Here is a 20,331-nt window from a genome sequence, read left to right on the forward strand (position 1 = left end):
GCCACGGTGCCGATCACCACCATAAATACGACCGGGACGATGCCGCTGCTGGCCTCCGGGAAGATGGCTTCCAGCTGGAAACTGAACACGGCGGCCAGCGCGGCGGCCACGATGCCCCGAGGCGCCATCCAGGACAGGAACAGCAGCTCGCGCCAGGTGATGCGGGTGCCGATGGCGGAGAGGAGTACGGCCACCGGGCGCACGATGAACAGAAGCGCGGCCAGGAACAGGAGGGTGTTCTGGTTGATGAATCCGAGCTCAGTGATGTCCAGCCGGGCGCCGAACAGAATGAAAACCACCGCCAGCAATAACACCCGCACATCGGCCTTGAACTGGGAGAGCCGGGGGACGGAGCCGTACTGGAGGTTGGCGATGGCCATGCCGAGCAACACGGCCGTAAGCAAACCCGACTCCTCTCGGAGCACTTCCGAGACCGAAAACGCACCCACCACGACCGTGATCGCCACCGCGTTTTTCAGGTAATCCGGCACGAGGCGCTTGTGGAGCAGTACGTACAACAACCCCGTACACGTGACGCTCACCCCGATGCTCACGAAGAGGATGAGCAAGAGGCCGAGGCCGGCGTGTACGAACGCCTCGCTCATGCTGCTCACCTCGAGGCCGCCGATGATGGGCTCATTGAGGAACACGATCGTCTTGAGCACCAGGACGGCGATGATCGCGCCGATCGGGTCGTTAAATATCCCCTCCCCCTTCCCGATCGCCCCAACCCGGCCCTGCGGGCGCACATGCCGCAACAGCGGGACGACCACCGAGGGCCCGGTGACCGAAAGCAAGGCCCCGATCAAGATGGCCATGTTGAGGTCCAACCCGAGGATATAATACGCGGCTACCCCCACCATGGCCCAGGTGGCGGCCAACCCGATGGTAATCAGGTGCTGGACCACCTTGCCCGACTCTCGAATGTCCTGCAGCCGGAAATGGAGCCCACTTTCAAAAAGGATCAGCCCGACCGTCAGTGAAAGAAAGGGATACAGGAGGTTGCCCAGAAGGCGCTCAGGATCCAGCAGCCCTGTCACGGGGCCGGCCAAAAAGCCGAAAATGAGCAGGAGCAGGATGGATGGTATCTTGAAACGCCATGATAGCCATTGAGCCATAACGCCAAGGACGACGATCGCCGCCAGCCCCAGTAGGAAGTATTCCGTCACGATCAACCTCCCATTGCTTGGTGCTTACTCGGTTGGACGCACACGACGGACCCGTGTCGCGCCGGCACGTAAGGGTAATCCGTTTCAAGGAAAGTATCCACGCGTCGATGCAAAAAAGGGCCTGAAGGCCTTAATTTAGCCCATCGCTGGAGAGACAGGAACCCATTACGGGGCTCTGGTTGACTTACGAACCCGCCATCACCCGAACAACCGAAACGCATGCAACCACGCGCCGGACTGGGCATCGTCGGTCTCAACTTTGGGGCCAACGTAATCGAAACGCAACTCCTCGGCGGACCTGCCGAGCCCTGGTTCGAGCTCCGCGCCGTCTGCGACGCCGATGCGGCCCGCGCCCGCGCCGCCGGCGAGCGATACGGCGTCCCAGCGTATTCGTCGCTCGGAGACCTCCTGGCGGACGACACTATCAGGGCCGTGGGGCTGTTTACGGGCCCGGCCGGCCGGGCCGGCCTCCTCGGCCAGATCATCCGCGCCGGCCGCGACGTGATGACCACAAAGCCGTTCGAGCGCGACCCCGAGGCGGCCGCCGCCGTCCTCCGCGAAGCCGTGGCGCTCGGCCGCACCATCCACCTGAACTCGCCCGGGCCGTTTCTCGAGCCGGACCTCCGCCGGATCAAACAGCTGGAGGCCACGCACGACCTCGGCCGGCCGGTCGCGCTCCGCTGGGAAACCTGGTGCAACTACCGCGAACAGGCTGATGGCTCGTGGTACGACGACCCCGAGCGCTGCCCCGCCGCGCCGCTGTTCCGCCTGGGGATATATGCCATCAACGAGTTCGTGCAACTCATGGCCGGACGCGCCGAGCCGGAATCCGTCCAGGTGGTCACGTCGCGCCTGTTCACCGGCCGGCCCACGGCGGACAACGCCATGCTCATCCTCCGCTTTACCGACGGCACCCTCGGCAGCATCTTCGCCTCGTTCTGCATCGACGACGGCGCCGCGTATCCGGACACACTCACCGTGGGCTACGAGCGCGGTACGATCGTCCGCAAGGACCTGCCCTTCGCGGCCGGCGAGCCGCAGCGTAAGTCCGTCCAACTCCACACCGGCCCCCGCGCCTACCCCCCCTATTATCCCCGACATCTTCCCCAAACCCGTTGGCGCCACGTACCAGTGGGAGGCCTTCTACCAGGCGATGCACGGCCAGGGCGCGCCGGCCGAAACGCGCCCCGAAGTGATCGTAGACGCCATCCGCATCGTCAACGCGATGGCTCAGGCGGAAAACGAGGAAAAGGTAAAAGGGAAAAGGGAAAAGGGAAAAGGGAAAAGGTGTAGTGCACCCCTACGTTGAGACAATTTCAGTTTCGATTAAGGTGCACTCGTTTTGGGGTTGTTGAAGGGCTTCGAACTCGTCCGGTGGGCGATAGCCCAGGGCGGAGTGAAGCCGCTTTTTGTTGTACACTCGTTCTATGAATCGTTGGATGTTCGCTCGTGCATCGGCCAGATCTTCGTATTCGTTGATCAACACCTCTTCGTACTTGAGGGTTCGCATGAAGCGTTCGCACTGTGCATTGTCGTACGGATTGCCCTTCCGACTCATGCTGATGCGAATGCCGTGCTCCCGCAGCAGCGCGACGTAGTCCTTGGCCGCATAGGCGATCTTCAATCGCCGTAACCCCGCGGTCCGAGTGGTGCACCAGGCCAGGGCGGACGGTCCGCTTTCGTAGCGCCACTCGCAAGGCTTGAAGCGTCAGCTCAGTGTCGATATGGTTCGAGAGCGCCCAGCCGACGACCTTGCGGCTATAGGTGTCGAGTACAACGGCCAGGTAGACGAAGGCGTGTCCGAGCCGGATATAGGTGATGTCACTCGCCCAGAGTTGGTTGATTCCGGTAGGTGCCATTTGCCCGGCCAGGTTCGGATATACCGGCAAGCCGTGATTGGAGTTCGTGGTTGCCACGAAGCTCTTTTTACGCAAACAGAGCAGGTTATCCTCCCGCATCATCCGCAAAACGCGTTTATGATTGACCTGGAAGCCCTCGCGCCGCAACGCCGCCGTGACCCGGCGATAGCCGTAGCTCGTGTGGTCCAGACAAATACGCTGGATACGATCACGCAGCGCCATATCCGGCTCTGGCTTTGGATTGCGGCCCAGGAAGCGATAGTAGCCCGCGCGGCTTACCCCGCCGAGCTCGCAGAGCGCGCCGATGCGCGCCTTGCAGGTGCTGCTCCCTTGCTGGATCACGGTGTAGATCATTGCCTTCGTCGAGGTCGTTAGTTCTGATCGAGCCGATGCATGAGCTTTTTTAAAAAGTCGTTCTCCATCGTCAATTGACCGACCTTTCGTTCAAGTTCAGCGATGTGCTCGGCCTCCGGGTTGGCCTCGCTCTTGCGACGATGGAACGCCTTCTCGGGGCCCTTGCGGTACTGCTTCACCCAGTTGTAGATCACGTTCGGATGAAGCTGGTGGCGCCGCGCAAGCGATGCGACCGTGTCGCCAGCCTCGAGCTGTTTGACAACCTTGACTTTGAAATCCCTCGAGAAGGATCGTCTTGATTGGATCATGGGAGTGTCTGTTTGGGGCACACCTTAATCTACCAAGATTTTGTCTCACGCGGGGGGTGCACTACAAGGTGCACTGTACCCAGATACCTACAGCACTTCTAGTTCACTTCTTTTGCCTTTTACCTTTTACCTTTTACCTTTTACCCTATTCCTCTTCAACAAGCGTCACTCGTTCGTCGAACTTAACGCCGACGAGTTTGGAGACGCCCTGCTCCTGCATCGTGATGCCGTAGAGGCGGTCGGCCAGTTCCATCGTGCGGCGGTTGTGCGTAACAAGGATGAACTGCGTGTTGCCCGAGAACTCGCGGATGAGCTGCATGAACCGCTCCACGTTCGCCTCGTCCAGCGGGGCATCCACTTCGTCGAGGATGCAAAACGGGCTGGGCTTGACGAGGTAGATGGCGAACAGCAGCGCGGTGGCCGTCAGCGTCTTTTCACCACCGGATAGCTGCGAAATGGCGCTCGGACGTTTGCCCTTCGGCTTGGCGACGATCTCGATGGGCGACTCGAGCGGGTCCTCGGGGTCCGTCAGGATGAGGTCCGCGGTGTCGTCCTTCCCGAAGAGGGTGGAGAACAGGTGGGCGAAGTTCATCCGCACCTGCTGGAAGGTCTCGTCGAAACAGGCCGCCGCCGTGACGTTGATTTCGGTGATCGTGTTGAGCAGCGTCTTTTCGGCCTCTTCGAGGTCCTTGCGCTGGGCGCTCATGAACTCGAAGCGCTCCTTTTCTTCCTCGTAGCTTTCGAGGGCCAGTTCGTTGATCGAGCCCATGGCGCGGAGGCGGGCGCGGAGTGACTGGACCTCCTGGCGGGCCGCCTTGTCGTCGAAGTCGGCCGGCACGGCGACGGGGTCGTCGATGAGCGAACGTTCATAATCCTCCAGTACATTTTTGGCCAGGTCCGTCGCCCTGGTCTGGACTTCAGTGAGGCGGACGGCGCGCTGGGTTTCCTCGCGCAGGCCCTGTTCGCGGCTCTGGCGCAGGGCGCGGAGGCGCAGCTCCAGGTTGCGGATGCGTTCCTGCGTTTCGATTCGATCCTGTTCGGCCTCCGAGACCGCCGCTTCGAGGTCGGCGTGGAGTGAATAGAGGTCCTTGATCTGGAGATCGTAGCTCTCTTTCGCGGCCAGGTTTTCTTCGATGATCTGTTTCAGGGACGCGACATGTTGTTCGCGCGCCTGCTGCCTACCCTGGAGATGCCCGATGTCCTGCTTGCTCCGATCGACGTCGCGACTGACGTTGTCGAAGTGGTTGCGCGCCTGGACGGCGGCGAGGTTGGCGTCGTTGTATTTGTTGAGCGCCTCACGGTTGTCCGCTTCGGCGACACGGAAGGCTTCTTCGGAGGCCACCCGTTCGATCCGCAGGGCCTGGACACGGGCTTCTAGTTCGCTGACCGGTTCCTGGAGCGTGGCGACCTGGACGCGCCCCGAGGTGACCGTTTCGATCATCCCCTCGATCCGGTCCGCCAGTTCATCGCGGCGTTGTTCGGCGGCGCGATGTTCGTGGTGGACGCGGCTGTGCATCCGCTCGGCTTCGTTGTAGCGCTGTTCGGCCTCGCGGAGGGCCTGGCGGTTGCCGTCGACCGGGATAACGTCCAGGGCCTGACGCACCTGCTGGGACACCCGCTGTTTCTGTTCGAGCGCCGCCTTGAGGCTCTTCAGGTTTTCGACGGCGGCCTCGAATTGTTCGCGGCGCTGGAGCCGGCCGGTGCGGACGGAGTCGTCGCCGCGCGAGCTGCCGCCACACAGGATGCCGCGGGCATCCAGCCACTCGCCCGACGGCGCGTAATACCGGAGCGGCAGGGCCGTGTCGTAGAGCATCGTCGCCATCTCCTCCATCGTATCCAGGAGATCCTGGCCGTGTTCGAGCGAGTTGACGAGGAAGCAGTTGTGGAGCAGCGTCTGGCAGAGCGTCTGATACGCCGGCTCCCGCACCCGCGCGATGTCCGTCATCGGGCGCGCGCCTCGGTCGGCCGCCTCCTCGATGATCTCGATGGAGTGCATCGGCTTCTTGATGCGTGAGAGGACGATGATGTTCGTCCGCCCCTTCTGCCCGGCGCGCAGGAGCGCGATGGCCTGGCGCGCCTCGGCCTCGGTTTTGACGACGATACACGACGCATAGGGCCCGAGCGCAGCGTCGAGGGCGCGGCTGTGCTCGGCTTCCGCGCCGATCACGTCGGCGACCGTCGTAAGGTCGTCAAGCGTCCACCCGTCCGTTTCTGCGAGGTAACGCGCGGCTTCGGAGAGGTCTTCATAGGACGATATGAGGCTTTCGAGGAGTTGCGCTTCGGCGGAGACGGCGTCGTACTGCCGCTCGATACGCCGCAGCTCCTCCATCGCCTTGTCATGCTTCTGCTGCATGTCCGCCCGGGCGCGTTCGGCTTCGCCCTGGGCGATACGCGCCTGTTCGAGCAGTTGCCGGTGTTGTTCGAGGCCCGCGGCGAGCTGGTCGCGCCGGCTGAGCGCCGCGGCCACGCCGGCATCGAGGGCCGCGGCCTGCTCGTGGACGCCGGCGAGGTCGTGCTCGACGAGTTCGATCCGACTTGCGAGCCGATCCATCGTCCGCCGCTGCTCCACGCGGGTCCGCTCGGCCGCTTCTTCAGCGTCGCGGTGGGACTGCGCGGTTTTCCACGCCTCTTTCGCGCGGGCGTTGCGGTTTTCGCTTTCGGCTTTCGCCTCGGTCGCCATCCGTCGGGCGCGTTCGAGCACAGGCTGCGCCTCGGTCATGTCGAACTTGAGCTTTTCGACCTGCTCCTGGAGCTCGTGAATACGCTTTGCCTCCTCTTCCTGCTCGCGGTGGGCGCGCTCGAGGTTGCGCCGCGCCGTATCCATGCGCTCGAGCGCTAGCCGGCGTTCCGTCTCCAGGGAGCGCACCTTCTCGAGGTGCTGGTTGAGATCCTGCTGCCGGCTGGAGAGTGCCTTTTCCTGGCCGACCAGTTCCGTCTTCAGCGCCTCCATGTCCGCTTCCTCGCGGGACTCTTCGGCGGTGTGTACGTCGATCTGGTCCTTCAGCTGCTGCGTTTCCTTGCTCAACTTCTCCTCCAGCGAGCGCAGGCGATTGAGTTCGATTTGAGCGAGGGAAAGTTCGAGTTCGCGCAGGCGTGTCTGCACTTCGCGCGCCTGGGCCGCTTTTTCCGCCTGGCTTTTGAGGGATTGCACCCGTTTCCCGATCTCGTCCGTGAGGTCGCGGATGCGGGTCAGGTTGGCCTGCGTGCCGTCCAGCTTGCGCAAGGCCTGCGTCCGGCGCAGTTTGTATTTCGTGATTCCGGCGGCCTCTTCGAACAGGTGCCGGCGTTCCTGGGTATTTTCGGAGAGGATCTCTTCGATCATCTTCAGCTCGATGACCGAGTAGGCGCCCGGGCCCATGCCCGTGTCCATGAAGAGATCCAGGATGTCCTTCAGCCGGCACTGGACGCCATTCAAGAGGTACTCGGATTCCCCGGAGCGGTAGAGGCGCCGGCCAATCGTCACCTCGGCGTATTCGGTGGGCAGGATACCGCGGGTATTTTCGATCGTCAGCGTCACCTCGGCCATGCCGAGCGGGCGCCGGCGGGCCGTGCCGTTGAAGATCACACTATCCATCTTCTCGGACCGCAGGATGCGCGAACGCTGTTCGCCCGTCACCCACCGCACAGCATCGACGATGTTGGACTTACCGCACCCGTTCGGGCCCACGACGGCCGTCACACCCGGGTCAAACGCGAGCTCCGTCTTCTGCGCGAAGCTCTTGAACCCGTGCATGGATAACTTGCTTAGATACATGGCGTGCTCGAGCTGAGGGACGCGCCCCGCGGGGCGGCTCCAAGAGAGGGCGTTCTACTCGCCTACTACAAGGATCGCCCCGGAAGCAGAGGGCTCCGGAGGGGGGGCGGTTTATAGGTCAAGGTTCAAGGTTTGAGGTTTAAGAGAGAGGGAAAGGGAAAGGGTCCTTAAACCTTAAACCTTGAACCTTGAACTTTAAACCATAATCCTTGAACCTCCCATGGTACTATCCGCGGCCGGCGCACTTCCACACCGTTTTTCCACAACTTTTAGGCCCCCTTTTGCACACCGGGCAAGTGCCAGTTTTTTAATGAGTTGCAGCTCGAGTCTGGCTCGGTTTCCACACATAGGATTATGGTTCGAGATTCAACGTTTAAGGACCATCTTCCTTAAACCTCGAACCTCGAACCATAAGCCTTCCTAGGCCTCGACCACTTCCGGGTGTTTTTCGATTTCGAACGTAAGACCGGATTTATCCCCCGCGAGGTCGATCAGCACGGTGTCCCCTTCCTGAATCCAGCCCGAGAGCAGCTCTTCGGCGAGTTTGTTCTCCACCTGGCGCTGGAGGACGCGCTTGAGGGGCCGGGCGCCGAAGACGGGGTCGAACCCACCGGCGGCCAGCCAGTCCATAGCCCTCCCGGTGAGTTGCAGCGTGATGTGGTGGCTCTGGGCGGCGATCCGCTGGATGCGCGCAAACTGGATCTCGACGATCCGGCGGATCTCTTCCTTGCGGAGCGGATGGAACATGACCACCTCGTCGATCCGGTTCAGGAATTCGGGGCGGAGCCGTTTTTTGAGCAGCGCCATCAGCTCATCCTGCAGCCGCGCCTCGGCCGACGGCGTGAGGTCGCCGTCGAGCGCGTCGATGCGCTCCTGGATGACCTCGGAGCCGAGGTTGCTCGTCATGATGATGATCGTATTCTTGAAATCGGCCGTTCGGCCCTTATTGTCGGTCAGCCGGCCGTCGTCCAGTACTTGCAGAAGGATATTGAACACCTCCGGGTGCGCCTTCTCGATCTCGTCGAGCAGGATGACGGCGTAGGGCCGGCGGCGGACCGCCTCGGTCAGCTGCCCCCCTTCCTCGTGGCCGACATACCCCGGGGGCGCGCCGATGAGCCGACTCACGGTGTGCCGCTCCTGGTATTCGCTCATGTCGATCCGGATGAGCGCCTGCTCGTCGTTGAACAGGAAGCTGGCGAGGGCTTTGGCGAGTTCGGTCTTGCCGACGCCGGTGGTGCCCAGGAAAATGAACGAGCCGATGGGCCGCGAAGCCTCCTGCAGGCCGGCGCGCCCGCGGCGCACGGCGTTAGAAACAGCCTCCAGTGCATCCTTCTGGCCAACGATCCGGCGCGCGAGTTCTTCTTCCATCTTCAACAGCTTCTCGCGCTCGCTCTCCAGCATCCGCGACACCGGGATGCCGGTCCACCGCGAAACGATGGCCGCGATGTCCTCGGCGTCGATTTCCTCCTTTAGCAGCGCCCCTTTTTTCTGTACCTCGTCGAGGGACGACTTGGCTTCACCGACCTGTTTTTCCAGCTGGGGGATGCGGCCGTAGCGGATCTCGGCCACCTTTCCGTAGTCCCCCTTCCGCTCCAGGTTCTCGGCCTCGGTGCGGAGGCCTTCGATCTCTTCCTTCGCCTGCTGGATCGTGACGATCAGGTCTTTCTCCTGCCGCCAGCGGACCTGCAGTTCGTTGCGCGCCTCTTCGAGGTTGGCGCGCTCCTCGTTGATGGCGCTCAGCTTGGCGTTGTCGCCGGCGCCGTCGCGTTTCACGGCCTCACGCTCGATTTCGAGCTGCCGGATCTGACGTTCGAGGTCATCCAGTGCCTCGGGCATGGAGTCGATCTCGATCCGAAGCCGCGCGGCGGCCTCGTCGATGAGGTCGATCGCCTTATCCGGCAAGAATCGGGCGGTGATATACCGGTGGCTGAGTTCCGCGGCCGCGACAATGGCGCCGTCCAGGATGCGCACGCCGTGGTGCACCTCGTAGCGGTCCTTGATGCCTCGCAGGATGGAGATCGTATCCTCGACGCTGGGTTCATCGACGAGCACCGTCTGAAACCGGCGCTCGAGGGCCTTATCTTTTTCGAGGTATTTGCGGTATTCGTCGAGCGTCGTGGCGCCAATGGCGCGCAGCTCGCCGCGGGCGAGGGCAGGCTTGAGGATATTGGCCGCGTCGACGGCGCCCTCGGCCGCGCCGGCGCCCACAAGGGTGTGGATCTCGTCGATGAACAAGACCAGCTCGCCGCCCGAGTCGGTCACTTCCTTCACCACGGACTTGAGGCGGTCTTCGAACTCACCGCGGTATTTGGCGCCGGCGATGAGCGCGCCGAGGTCGAGCGCGAGGATACGCTTCGACTTCAAGCTCTCGGGCACGTCGCCCTGCACGATGCGGATGGCGAGGCCTTCAGCGATGGCGGTTTTGCCGACGCCGGGTTCGCCGATCAGCACCGGGTTGTTTTTGGTGCGGCGCGAGAGGATCTGGAGCACGCGGCGAATCTCTTCGTCGCGCCCGATCACGGGGTCGATTTTCCCCTTCCGGGCGAGGTCGTTCAGGTCGCGCGTGTAGCGCTTGAGGGCATCGTATCGGTCCTCCGCATGCGGGTCGGAGGCGCGCTGGCCGCCGCGGATATCTTTGAGTCGCCCAAGGATGCTTTCTTTATCTACCCCCTGTTCGCGCAGGAAGGCGCCGAGCTCATTTTTGCCTTCGGCGAGGCCGATGAGCAGGTGCTCGCTGGCGACGTATTCGTCTTTGAGCACTTCCGCCTCGGCCAGGGCGCGGTCGAACACTTTTTTGAGTTCTTGACCGATGAACTGGCCCGACACGCTGGAGCCGGTGACGACGGGCAGTTTGGCCATCAGTTGATCGGCCTTGACCTCCAGGAAGCCGGCGTTGACGCCCAGCTTATTAAAGATCGACTGGATGACGCCCGCCGAGTCGCTCTGGAACGCCTTGAGCAGATGGACAGGTTCGACGCCCTGGTGGTTGTTGGAAGCGGCGATTTCGGTGGCGCGCTTGACGGTTTCCTGCGCCTTAACCGTAAATTTCTGCAAGTTCATGGCCTACGCACGCGGTCTGTTGAAGCACTCGCGATCGGGTTCGCGATCTATCCCCACCACACGAAAAGCATACCACGGGGCACAACGTGACAGATTGACAGCCTGAAACCCTTGTATGGTCACGAACGGCCGGCCCCGGCATCCGCTCCTGGCATGGAACGCCCCGACGGCGCTACTCGGTGGCAGGAAGGGACGTCAGAGATCGGCCAGGACGTCCGCCAGCCGGTAGGCGGCGAGGGCGGCGCGGCGTTCCGCGATCTGTTTGGCCCGCATCGGATAGGCGTCCGGCAGCACAGGGGCCTGGTCGCGGCCGGTTTCAACTTCGCCGGCTAGAGTGCCGTTCAGGTAGACGGCCTCGATGCACAGTTGCCGGCTCTCCAGCGCCCAGCCGTGGGCGTCCGTGGCCTCCCGCAGTTCCAGCAGTGCCGGCCGCGTGTAGGTGCGGCCCAGTAGGGTGGCCTGATTACGCACCTCGCGCACATCGCCGGACGTGCCCAGCAGCTGATCCCAGAAGGCGTGCAGGTTCATGCCGGCGCGGTTCGAGCGAGGCCGAACGAAGAAATCATTCCCTCCACGATCCCCCTCGGGGTAGACGTCGTTGACCAACGTGGCCGCATGGAGGGGCTGGTGGAGATCCCCGACGAGGTGTACGAGCCAGCTGAGATGGACGGCGCGGTCCACGGCATCCGCACGCACGGTGCCGAGCACCCGGACGGACTCCTGGATCCCGAACAACACATCGTTCTCGGGCGTGAGTGTCTCCGCCAGGGCAAACGCATCCGGGACCAGGGGGAAGTTGGTGTAGTGCCAGGTGGCGTGGTCGTAGGGGTTGCCGCGACGGCGGATCTGGTCCGGCCAGACGCTCGCGCGCATGAACAGGTATTCGCCGACCGCCATCTCCACCCCCAGCGCGTCGAAGTCCTGCTGCCAGGCGTCGTATTCCGGGTGATGCTGCAGCAGGGCGGCCCAGGCGGCCTGCCGATCGGATGGAAGCGACCGGTAGGCGAGTGCCGCGATCAACATGTGGCCGTTGCTACTCCAGGCCGCCGCGGGAGCCGGCGCAAGGCTGGCATAGGCGATCAGAAGAACCAGCCAGAGGGATAGGCGCGGGGCGCCACGGCGTAGGCCGGCCGGCGCGGCATGAAGGGAAATGGGCATGATGTCGCGATACGGAGCGGGTGGAACCGGGAACGCAGGGTAAACGAACGTGTGGGCTCCGGACGGGTTTCTGCACCATCGTTATACAAATCGTAAAATAGTGCGCGTTCATACATGGAACCCAACGCCGCGTTATCCTATTTTCGTGCCATGGACCTGAAAGAGCTTTTCAAAAAAATCCGCCAGATCGAGATCCGAACCAAGGGTCTCGTGGAAGACGTCTTCGGCGGCGAGTACCACACGGCCTTTAAAGGGCAGGGGATGGAATTCGCCGAGGTGCGTCCGTACCAGTACGGCGACGACATACGCAGCATCGACTGGAACGTGACGGCGCGGACCGGCAGCCCGCATATCAAGAAGTTCGAAGAGGAGCGCGAGCAAACGCTGATGCTGCTCGTCGATGTCAGCGGCTCGGAGGATTTTGGCACCCAGTACAAGTTCAAGCGCGAGATCGCGGCCGAGATATGCGCCATCGTCGCGTTCAGCGCGATCCGGAATCACGACAAAGTGGGGATGATCCTGTTTTCGGACGACGTGGAGCTGTTTATCCCCCCCAAAAAAGGCCGGCGGCACGTATTGCGTATGATTCGCGACCTCTACGCACACGCGCAGAGCAACCGCGGCACCAACATCAGCGCGGCTCTGAACCGCGTGCTCCACGTGCTGAAGCGGCGTTCGATCGTGCTGTTGATCAGCGACTTCATGGCGGACGCGTATGAGCGGCCGTTGCGCGCCGTCGCCTCGCGGCACGACACGATCGCCATCCACATGCAGGACCCTCGGGAAGAGGAACTGCCCGCGCTGGGTCTGGTTGACCTGACGGACGCCGAAACGGGCGAAACGTTTACGTTCGACACGCGCCATGCCGCCGCTCGCGAGAGCTTCACCCGGCACGCGCGCACGCATCAGGCGCAAACGGTCGAGTTGCTGCGCCGGCTCCGGGTAGATCGGGTTGGAATCGCCACCGACGAAGGGTATGTCGAGCCGCTGATCCAGTTTTTCCGTCGTAGGAGCAAAAAGAGATGACGGGGTCACACCCGCCCAGAATACCGGACATGTCGCCACTGTTGAACATCGTATTCAGGAGCCTGACGGGTTGGCTCATGGCCATCGTGCTGGCTGGCGCGGTCTCGCCGGCGCCGGCCGCCGCGCAGGATGTCCGCGCGTACGTCTCCCGGGACACGGTTTCCGTCGGCGACCGGTTCACGCTTTCCATCGTGGCCGACCACGCCGGCGAGACGACGCCGCACTTCCCGCCCGCCGAAGCCGCAGAGGCGTTTGGCGACCTGGAAGTGATCGCTGCGTCCGAGGTCTATTCCCGCCTCCTCGAAGGGCCGGGCGGCCGGCGGCAGGACAGCGTCTTGTACGAAGTGACCACTTTCGCCCTGGACACAGCGCAAGTCCCCACCCTGCCGCTTTATTTTGTGAACGGCCCCGACACCCTCCAGGTGGACACGGACGCGCTTCTTCTGCCGGTCCGGTCCCTCGTGCCGGCCGAGGCCGAGGGCATCCGAAACCTCGCTCCGCTGGCCACCTTCCCGGTGGCGGTGTGGCCCTGGGTACTGGCGGCCGCGGTGCTGGCCGGGCTGGGCTACGCGGCCTACCGCTATCTGAATCGCACACCGCCGCCAGCACCCGCCGCGGCTGCGGTCCCTGTGCCCGTCGAAGCACCGTTCGTGTATGCGATGCGCCGGCTCGGTGAACTGCAAAAACGTGCGGATCTGAACGATCTCAAGGGTATCAAACCGTATTATGTCGAGCTGTCCGAGATCCTCCGCATCTATTTCTCGCGCCGGCTCCGGATGCCGGCGATGGAATCCACCACCTTCGAGCTGACGGCCATGCTGAAGCGTCGCGCCGAAGCGAAGGTCATCCCGGACAATGTGCTGCCCAGGGCACAGCAGATTTTCCGGGTGATGGACCTCGTCAAGTTTGCGGATCTGCTGCCTCCGCCGCATGTCGGCCAGGAGGCGCTGGTCCGTACGCGCGCCCTGATCGAAACGATCGAAGGGACGCTGACACCCCCCCGGGCCCCAGCGTCACCGGAGACCGAACCCGCATCGACGCCAGCCTGACGTACCCCGCGTACGACAGGCCCAGGAAACACCTCCATGGAATTCGCGCAACCCTACTGGCTTTTTATGCTCGTCCTGGTGCCGCTGGTCGGCGCCTGGGAATACTGGCGTGCGCGACGCAACACATCCGGCCTCCGCTTCAGCAACATCGCCGGGGCGAAAGCCGCGCCGCGGTCCGCATGGAGTTATCTCCGCAGCTTCCCCATCCTGCTCCGCCTGGGCGCCCTTACCCTGGCCATCCTCGCCCTCGCCCGTCCCCAGGATCGTGACACCATCGTCGAACGGTTCGCGGAAGGGGTCGACATCATCATGGTACTGGACACATCCACCTCCATGCGCGCGCAGGATTTTGAGCCGAACCGGTTCGAGGCTGCGCGGGAAGTGGCCGGCGAGTTCATCCGGGGCCGCGTGTCCGACCGCGTCGGGCTCGTCGTCTTCGCCGCCAAGGCCTTCACCCAGGCCCCGCTGACGCTCGATTACAGCTTCCTGCAGCAGATGCTCGCCGAAGTGGAAGTGGGCGTCATCGAAGACGGCACCGCCATCGGCACGGCGCTGGCCATGGCCGTCAACCGGCTGAAGGAGACCGACGCCAAAAGCAAGGTCGTCATCCTACTCACCGACGGCCAGAATAATCGCGGCGAGATCGACCCCGTGACGGCCGCCGATGTCGCCGAGGCAGTCGGCGTTCGTGTGTACACCATCGGCGTGGGCGCACACGGCGAGGCCCCGTTTATCATCGACCACCCCTTCGCCGGCCGGCAGCGCCGCATGGTGCCGGTCGAGATCGATGAAGAGATGCTCAGCTCGGTCGCCGAGAACACGGGCGGGAAATACTTCAGGGCGACAAACAAAGAAGCCCTGAGCACGATCTACGATGAAATCGGCGAACTAGAAAAAACAAAAGTAGAAGAGCGAATCTATACGGATCACACCGAGCGATACGCCTCCTTCCTCTGGCCTGCCTTCGCCCTCCTGCTGCTGGAAATCCTGCTTTCCACCACCCGATTGAGGCGGTTTCCGTAGGTGGTTGCAGGTTGGCAGGTTACAGGTTACAGGTTTGTTTTTCTGAGACTTCCACCAACCTGTAACCTGTAACCTGTAACCTGCAACCTGCAACCTGCCAACCTGCCAACCTGCCAACCTGCAACCATGAATTGGCTACACCCTGAATTTGTCTGGAGCCTGGTGGCGGTACCGGTGGCGGTGCTGCTTTTTTTGTGGGCGGCCTGGCAGCGCCGAAAAGGGGTGCTGGCGTTTGGTCATGCGCCGCTGGTGGCGCGCCTCGCGGCCACGGTAAGTAGCCGTCGCCGGCGGTGGAAAGCCGGCCTGATCGCCCTGGGCGTGTTTTTCCTGGCCGTCGCACTCATCGGACCGCGCTTTGGCACCCAGCTCCGCGAAGTCAAGCGCGAGGGCATCGACCTCGTCGTCGCGCTCGACGTTTCGGCGTCGATGATGGCCGAGGACGTGGCGCCCAACCGGCTCGACCGCGCACGAAACGAGGTCAAGAAACTGCTCAGCGAGCTCCAGGGGGATCGCGTCGGCCTGGTCACCTTCGCCGGCGACGCGTTCATCCAGTGCCCGCTTACTACAGACTACAGTGCCATCCGTCTCTTTCTCGACGTCGCCGACCCCTCCCTCATCCCGACCCCCGGTACCGATTTCGGCGCTGCCCTCAACATGGCCATCCAGGCCTTCAAGGGCGGGGTCAACACCGACGAAGCCGCGTCGACGGAAGATCGAACCCGGGCGCTCCTCATCGTCTCCGATGGGGAAAACCACATCGCCAATCTGGAGCAGGTCCTCACCCAGGCGCGGGAAGCAAACATCGTCGTCTTCACCGCCGGCGTAGGGGAAACGGAAGGTGTGCCCATCCCGGTGTATCGAAATGGCCGGCGTATCGATTTCAAGAAGGATCGCCGCGGTCGTGTGGTCAGCACGCAACTTGAGGAGGGAAGCCTCCAGCAGCTGGCGGAAGACGGCGCCTATTTTCGCATCGCCCGCACCTCCAGCTCTCTCCCGAAAATAACGGCGAGTTTGCAACGTTTAGAAAAGACCGAGTTCGGCGCGGAAGAGTTCGCCGAGTATGAGGAACAGTATCAGTGGCCCCTCGTCCTGGGACTCCTGCTGCTCACGCTCGAACGCTTCGTGAGCGACCGGCGTAAGCCGGCCGCTACAGGCATCGAACTCCCGAAAGCCACTGTTTGACGGCACCATCGCCATGACGTACGGAATTGCACTCTTCTTAGCCTTTATTCAGCTTGGCCCCGGCGACGGCTCGAAAGCCGGCCGGCGGGGTAACGACTTCTACGAGCAAGACGCTCTGCCTCAGGCGGCGGCCGCCTACCGTAACGGCATTGCGGAGAAGGAAGGCGCGCCACCGGATGCCGTGACGGCCGGGTTGTGGAATAACCTCGGCGCCACGCTTTTCCGAATGGGCGAGATGGACGACGCGAGCCACGCGTTCGACCAGTCCATCGGGATGGCCGGGTCGCGCGAAGACGTAAGCCGAGCCGCCTACAACGCCGGCAACACCGTCTACACCGCCGCCAGCAACGCCGGCGCCCAGGGCGCGCCTCCGCCCGTGGATGCGCCTCAGGACGGCACCGGACCGGAACAGCCGACCCTCGAATCCGCACTCGATTATTACCGCCAGTCGCTCCTGGCCGACCCCGGCAACGAGGACGCGAAGTTCAATTTCGAGTATGTAAAACGCCGGCTCGAAGAACAGCAGCAGGAGGAGCAGCAACAGCAGCAACAGCAGAATTCGGACGAGGAGAACCAGGAAGAGCAGAACGAGCAGAACCAGGATCAACAGGAAGGCGACCAGCAGAACCAGGACGAACAGAATCAGCAGCAACAGCAGCAGGGCGAACAGCAGAACGACGGTCAGCGGCAGGAGGAGCAGCAACAGCAGCAGCAACAACAGCAGACGCCGGACCCCAACAAGCTGAGCCGTGAAGAAGCCGAGCGCATCCTCCAGGCGCTCCAGAATGAAGAGGAAGATCTGCTTCGCCAGGTACTCAAGCCCCAAACGCGTCCGCGCGCGGTCGAAAAAGACTGGTAGCCGGCCCCACATGCATCACACGCTCGCGATGATACGCGTATTGCCATCCGTCCCTCTCCGCAGCCTGATCGCGGGCCTAGCCCTGTGGCTTGTGGGCGCCGCCGGCGCGCACGCCCAGACCGTGCGCGTCCAGGCGTTTGTCAGCGAAAGCACCATCGGGACGGAAGAGATCCTGGCCTACAATATCCAGATCGAAAACGCGTCGTCGAGCGATGTCGCCCGCCCCGAGGCGCCGCGGACCGAGGGCCTCACGCTCCTCCAGACCGCCCCCAGCACCCAGATGAGCACCAGCGTCATCAATGGCCAGCTGAGCCAGAGCGTCTCATTCGAATGGCGCTACCGCCCGAGCCGCGAAGGGCCGGCGCGTATCGGTGAAACCGCCGTGGTCGTCAAGGGGCAGACGTACCGGACCGCGCCCATCGCCGTGACAATCATCCCGCAATCACAGCGCCCCGCCACGGCCCGGAGAAACGCACGGACGCGCCTGATCGACCCGTTTAATCCCCCCACCACCACGCCAGACGATACCCCGCCGGCGGCGTCGATCGGAAAGGACGATATTTTCATCCGTGTTATCCCGAGCGCCTCGTCCGTCTATCAGAGCGAGCAGATCCACATCGAATACCAGCTCTACTTCCGGGAGGGCATGCAGTTGCGTCAGAGCCGGCTGGCCGACTCATGGGATGCCGAAGGGTTCTGGCGCGAGGAGCTGGATGTCGAACGCCGGCCTATTCCGCAGACCGTCGTCGAAAAAGGACTCCGTTACAACACGATCGTGTTGAAGCGCGTCGCCGTATTCCCGACCCGGGCCGGCACACTTCAGATCGACCCGTTGAAGATCGAAGCCGAGGCCTTCGTCCCCACCCGATCCTCCAATCCCTTCGACCAGTTTTTTAGCTTCAGCCCACGCTACGAACCCGTCGTGGTGTCGTCCCCACCGATCACGATCAACGTAGAGCCCCTCCCGGCCGGCGCGCCCGAGTCGTTTAACGGCGCGGTGGGAACGTTCCACATCGAGGCCAGCGTGGATCGGCAGGATGTGGAAGTCGGCGAGCCGATCCAGGTCGAATTACGGATCTCCGGCACCGGCAACATCGCCACACTCGAGCCCCCGCTTTTTACCCCGCCCGGGGTGTTTGAACAGTACGACCCACAGATCCGGACAGCGATCAACCGGAACGGGAATCGGATCAACGGCACCAAGGTGCTGACCTACGTCCTGATCCCCCGCTCGAATGGGTCGTTTCAGATCCCGCAGGTGGAGATGACGTATTTCAACACGGCGCGCAGGCAGTACGAGAGGATACAGCCCGAAGCCGTGACGGTGCGCGTGACCGGGAACGCCTCGACACCGGTCGCGGCGATGACATCCGCGATGGGCCTGCCGGTGGACGACATCGCCGGCATTCTTCCGGAAGCAAGCGACTGGAGACCACTCCACCGCCAACCGCTCCACCGGAATCCGCTGGTCTACCTGGCGCTGCTCCTGCCGTTGGCGGGGCTCGCGGCCTTACATGTCTACACGGCGCGTACGAAGGCGTTGGCCGGGGACGAGCGCCTGGCCCGCAACCGAAGCGCCCACCCGCTCGCGCGCAAACACCTGCATGGCGCAATGACGCTGCGTTCCCGTCAGGATTCGCGGGGCTTTTATCAGGAAGTCGAACGCGCCGTCCGCTCGTTTATCGGCAACCGACTCAATGTGGCGGAAACCGGGCTCACCTACCAGCAGCTGATCCAGGCGCTGGAAGGCAACGGGGCGTCGCCAGCGTTGCGGAAGCAGGTGCTGGATCTCATTCAGGAGTGTGATCGCGTACGGTTCGCCCCCGTCCCGCCCGATCAGGCGGCGATGAACACGGCCTGCGACCGGGCCAGCCAGATCATCGTCCAGTTAAACTCCGAATTAACAGCCTGATATGCGATTCGCGTTCCACGGCATGCATCTGATCGCGATCTTACTCGTCGGGCTTCTAGCGATGCCGGGCCGGCTCGCGTCCGCCCAGGTGAGCGAGGCCATCATGGCCTTTGACAGCGGCAACCAGCTGTACCGAGACGGACAGTATACCGAGGCCATCACCGCCTACACCCGGGCGCTCGATCTCGGGTATACAAGTGGCGTCCTCTACTTCAACATCGGCAACGCCTACTTCCGGCTGGACGAGCTGGGGCAGGCCATCCGCTATTACGAAAAAAGCCGGCTGCTTATGCCGGAAAGCCATGAGTTACTCCACAGCCTCGGCATCGCCCGGGCACGCACGGTCGACCAGTTCTCCCGCGTCCCGCGGCCCATCTGGGTAGTTTATTGGGACTCGTTTGTGGCGCGCACCGCCGGCAGATGGCTCTTCTGGCCGGGTATGATCGTGTATGCGCTTGTCCTGGGCCTTCTGGCTTTCCGGGTGCGCCGGGGATCCCGTAATCCCTGGCTGCGGCGCCTGCTCGCCGTCTCTGCCCTGGGGGCCCTGGTGCTGCTGGGGGCCGCATTCGCCGCATCGATCCAGGCCGAACGCCGGCACATGGCCGTCGTCCTGGCCCCGCAATCGGCGCTGCGCGACGCCCCCACGCCAAACGCCGCCGTCGCGCTAACCGTCCACGAAGGCCTGCTCGTCGAGATCCTCGGCAACGCCGAGCCTTGGGTGGAAGTTCGCCTCCCGAACGGGGCACGGGGGTGGGTGGATGCCGGCGACCTGGCGGATGTATAACCCGTGTTCCTCTTCCCGGCTCGCGCCGTTACCCTTACGCCCCCACCATGCACGAGAAAGCGGCGCCCATGGAACCCATCGCCCTGCACCGAAACCGAGAAACGGGCTGGATCGAAGTGATCTGCGGCTCGATGTTCAGCGGCAAGACCGAAGAACTCATCCGCCGGCTCCGCCGCGCCCGCTTCGCGCGGCAACGGGTCGAAATCTACAAGCCATCGTTCGACAACCGGTTCAGCCAGGTGGAAGTGACCTCGCATGACGAAAACTCACTCATCTCGACACCCGTCCATACCGCCTCTCAGATCCTCCTGCTCACGCAGGAGGCGGAGGTGGTAGGTATCGACGAAGCGCAGTTCTTCGACCTCGAGCTCGTGTCGGTCTGCGAGCAACTCGCCGCCCGGGGTACCCGCGTGATCGTGGCGGGGCTGGACCAGGACTACACCGGCCAGCCCTTCGAGCCGCTGCCGCAGCTGATGGCCGTGGCCGAATACGTCACCAAACTGCACGCCGTCTGCGTCGTCTGCGGGTCGCCGGCCAATCACTCGCAACGGATCGCCGCCGGTTCCAATCGCCTCCTCCTCGGCGCCGAGGAGGCCTATGAACCACGCTGCCGGCATTGCTTCCGGCCCGCCGAATCGGGCGAGGCCAACACAGACCGGCCGCATGCGCGAAACGCGGATACCGCTAATGAATGAGGGGTGGACGACGGCCGCCGCCGCAGACCATTTAGCTCCTTTTTCGCTTGCAGGTAAGGCTATCCCCCGCTAAGTTGCCTGCGAACCGGCCATCGGCAGCATCACCTCCCCGCGCAGCCAGCACGTACTCCCGTTCAGC

The 20,331-nt window shown here is 63.3% G+C and carries 13 protein-coding genes and 1 pseudogene; 9 read left to right on the top strand and 5 right to left on the bottom strand.

What is annotated here, in order from left to right:
- On the bottom strand, positions 1–1,169 hold a 1,169-nt coding region (locus SH809_19685; GenBank protein MDZ4701942.1), incomplete at its 3' end, for a cation:proton antiporter.
- A 219-nt stretch (positions 1,170–1,388) separates the two neighbouring features.
- On the opposite strand from SH809_19685, the gene SH809_19690 reads away from it, so the two are divergent.
- Positions 1,389–2,462, top strand: coding sequence for a Gfo/Idh/MocA family oxidoreductase (locus SH809_19690; protein ID MDZ4701943.1), 1,074 nt, complete (start codon positions 1,389–1,391; stop codon positions 2,460–2,462).
- Between the two features lie 7 nt (positions 2,463–2,469).
- Here the strand turns inward: SH809_19690 and SH809_19695 are convergent.
- The 4 genes and pseudogenes from SH809_19695 to SH809_19710 all read right to left on the bottom strand — a co-directional run bounded on the left by SH809_19695 (position 2,470) and on the right by SH809_19710 (position 11,662).
- A pseudogene (locus tag SH809_19695) lies at positions 2,470–3,690 on the bottom strand (IS3 family transposase).
- A 145-nt stretch (positions 3,691–3,835) separates the two neighbouring features.
- Positions 3,836–7,444: a chromosome segregation protein SMC gene (gene smc, locus SH809_19700; GenBank protein MDZ4701944.1), complete on the bottom strand. Its 3,609-nt coding sequence runs from the start codon at positions 7,442–7,444 to the stop codon at positions 3,836–3,838.
- 420 nt (positions 7,445–7,864) lie between these two features.
- Entirely contained in the window at positions 7,865–10,504 is a 2,640-nt protein-coding gene (gene clpB, locus SH809_19705) for an ATP-dependent chaperone ClpB (protein MDZ4701945.1), read from the bottom strand.
- Between the two features lie 195 nt (positions 10,505–10,699).
- Positions 10,700–11,662 (bottom strand): S1/P1 nuclease, encoded by a 963-nt coding sequence (locus tag SH809_19710; protein ID MDZ4701946.1) that lies wholly within the window; start codon positions 11,660–11,662, stop codon positions 10,700–10,702.
- A 114-nt stretch (positions 11,663–11,776) separates the two neighbouring features.
- Between SH809_19710 and SH809_19715 the strand changes: the two genes are divergently transcribed.
- From SH809_19715 to SH809_19750, 8 genes are all read left to right on the top strand, one after another.
- Positions 11,777–12,688 (top strand): DUF58 domain-containing protein, encoded by a 912-nt coding sequence (locus SH809_19715; protein ID MDZ4701947.1) that lies wholly within the window; start codon positions 11,777–11,779, stop codon positions 12,686–12,688.
- A gap of 29 nt (positions 12,689–12,717) precedes the next feature.
- Entirely contained in the window at positions 12,718–13,737 is a 1,020-nt protein-coding gene (locus SH809_19720) for a hypothetical protein (protein MDZ4701948.1), read from the top strand.
- A gap of 36 nt (positions 13,738–13,773) precedes the next feature.
- Entirely contained in the window at positions 13,774–14,760 is a 987-nt protein-coding gene (locus tag SH809_19725) for a VWA domain-containing protein (protein ID MDZ4701949.1), read from the top strand.
- Positions 14,761–14,886: 126 nt separating this feature from the next.
- Positions 14,887–15,942: a VWA domain-containing protein gene (locus SH809_19730; GenBank protein MDZ4701950.1), complete on the top strand. Its 1,056-nt coding sequence runs from the start codon at positions 14,887–14,889 to the stop codon at positions 15,940–15,942.
- Positions 15,943–15,955: 13 nt separating this feature from the next.
- Positions 15,956–16,801: a hypothetical protein gene (locus SH809_19735; GenBank protein MDZ4701951.1), complete on the top strand. Its 846-nt coding sequence runs from the start codon at positions 15,956–15,958 to the stop codon at positions 16,799–16,801.
- Between the two features lie 10 nt (positions 16,802–16,811).
- Complete coding sequence (locus SH809_19740; GenBank protein ID MDZ4701952.1) at positions 16,812–18,713, top strand: BatD family protein; 1,902 nt, start codon at positions 16,812–16,814, stop codon at positions 18,711–18,713.
- A 1-nt stretch (position 18,714) separates the two neighbouring features.
- Positions 18,715–19,497, top strand: a complete 783-nt coding sequence (locus SH809_19745) for a tetratricopeptide repeat protein (GenBank protein ID MDZ4701953.1) — start codon at positions 18,715–18,717, stop codon at positions 19,495–19,497.
- Positions 19,498–19,544: 47 nt separating this feature from the next.
- A complete protein-coding gene (locus SH809_19750; GenBank protein ID MDZ4701954.1) occupies positions 19,545–20,192 on the top strand; it encodes a thymidine kinase in 648 nt (215 codons plus the stop codon).
- Positions 20,193–20,331 lie beyond the last annotated feature (139 nt).

Source organism: Rhodothermales bacterium (assembly GCA_034439735.1).
Taxonomy (GTDB): Bacteria; Bacteroidota; Rhodothermia; order Rhodothermales; family JAHQVL01; genus JAWKNW01.

What these genes read in the sequence shown, in the direction of transcription:
- SH809_19690 (MDZ4701943.1), top strand. Translation starts at nt 1,389, where the DNA reads ATGCAACCACGCGCCGGACTGGGCATCGTCGGTCTCAACTTTGGGGCC.
- smc (MDZ4701944.1), bottom strand. Translation starts at nt 7,444, where the DNA reads ATGTATCTAAGCAAGTTATCCATGCACGGGTTCAAGAGCTTCGCGCAG.
- clpB (MDZ4701945.1), bottom strand. Translation starts at nt 10,504, where the DNA reads ATGAACTTGCAGAAATTTACGGTTAAGGCGCAGGAAACCGTCAAGCGC.
- SH809_19710 (MDZ4701946.1), bottom strand. Translation starts at nt 11,662, where the DNA reads ATGCCCATTTCCCTTCATGCCGCGCCGGCCGGCCTACGCCGTGGCGCC.
- SH809_19715 (MDZ4701947.1), top strand. Translation starts at nt 11,777, where the DNA reads ATGGAACCCAACGCCGCGTTATCCTATTTTCGTGCCATGGACCTGAAA.
- SH809_19720 (MDZ4701948.1), top strand. Translation starts at nt 12,718, where the DNA reads ATGTCGCCACTGTTGAACATCGTATTCAGGAGCCTGACGGGTTGGCTC.
- SH809_19725 (MDZ4701949.1), top strand. Translation starts at nt 13,774, where the DNA reads ATGGAATTCGCGCAACCCTACTGGCTTTTTATGCTCGTCCTGGTGCCG.
- SH809_19730 (MDZ4701950.1), top strand. Translation starts at nt 14,887, where the DNA reads ATGAATTGGCTACACCCTGAATTTGTCTGGAGCCTGGTGGCGGTACCG.
- SH809_19735 (MDZ4701951.1), top strand. Translation starts at nt 15,956, where the DNA reads ATGACGTACGGAATTGCACTCTTCTTAGCCTTTATTCAGCTTGGCCCC.
- SH809_19740 (MDZ4701952.1), top strand. Translation starts at nt 16,812, where the DNA reads ATGCATCACACGCTCGCGATGATACGCGTATTGCCATCCGTCCCTCTC.
- SH809_19745 (MDZ4701953.1), top strand. Translation starts at nt 18,715, where the DNA reads ATGCGATTCGCGTTCCACGGCATGCATCTGATCGCGATCTTACTCGTC.
- SH809_19750 (MDZ4701954.1), top strand. Translation starts at nt 19,545, where the DNA reads ATGCACGAGAAAGCGGCGCCCATGGAACCCATCGCCCTGCACCGAAAC.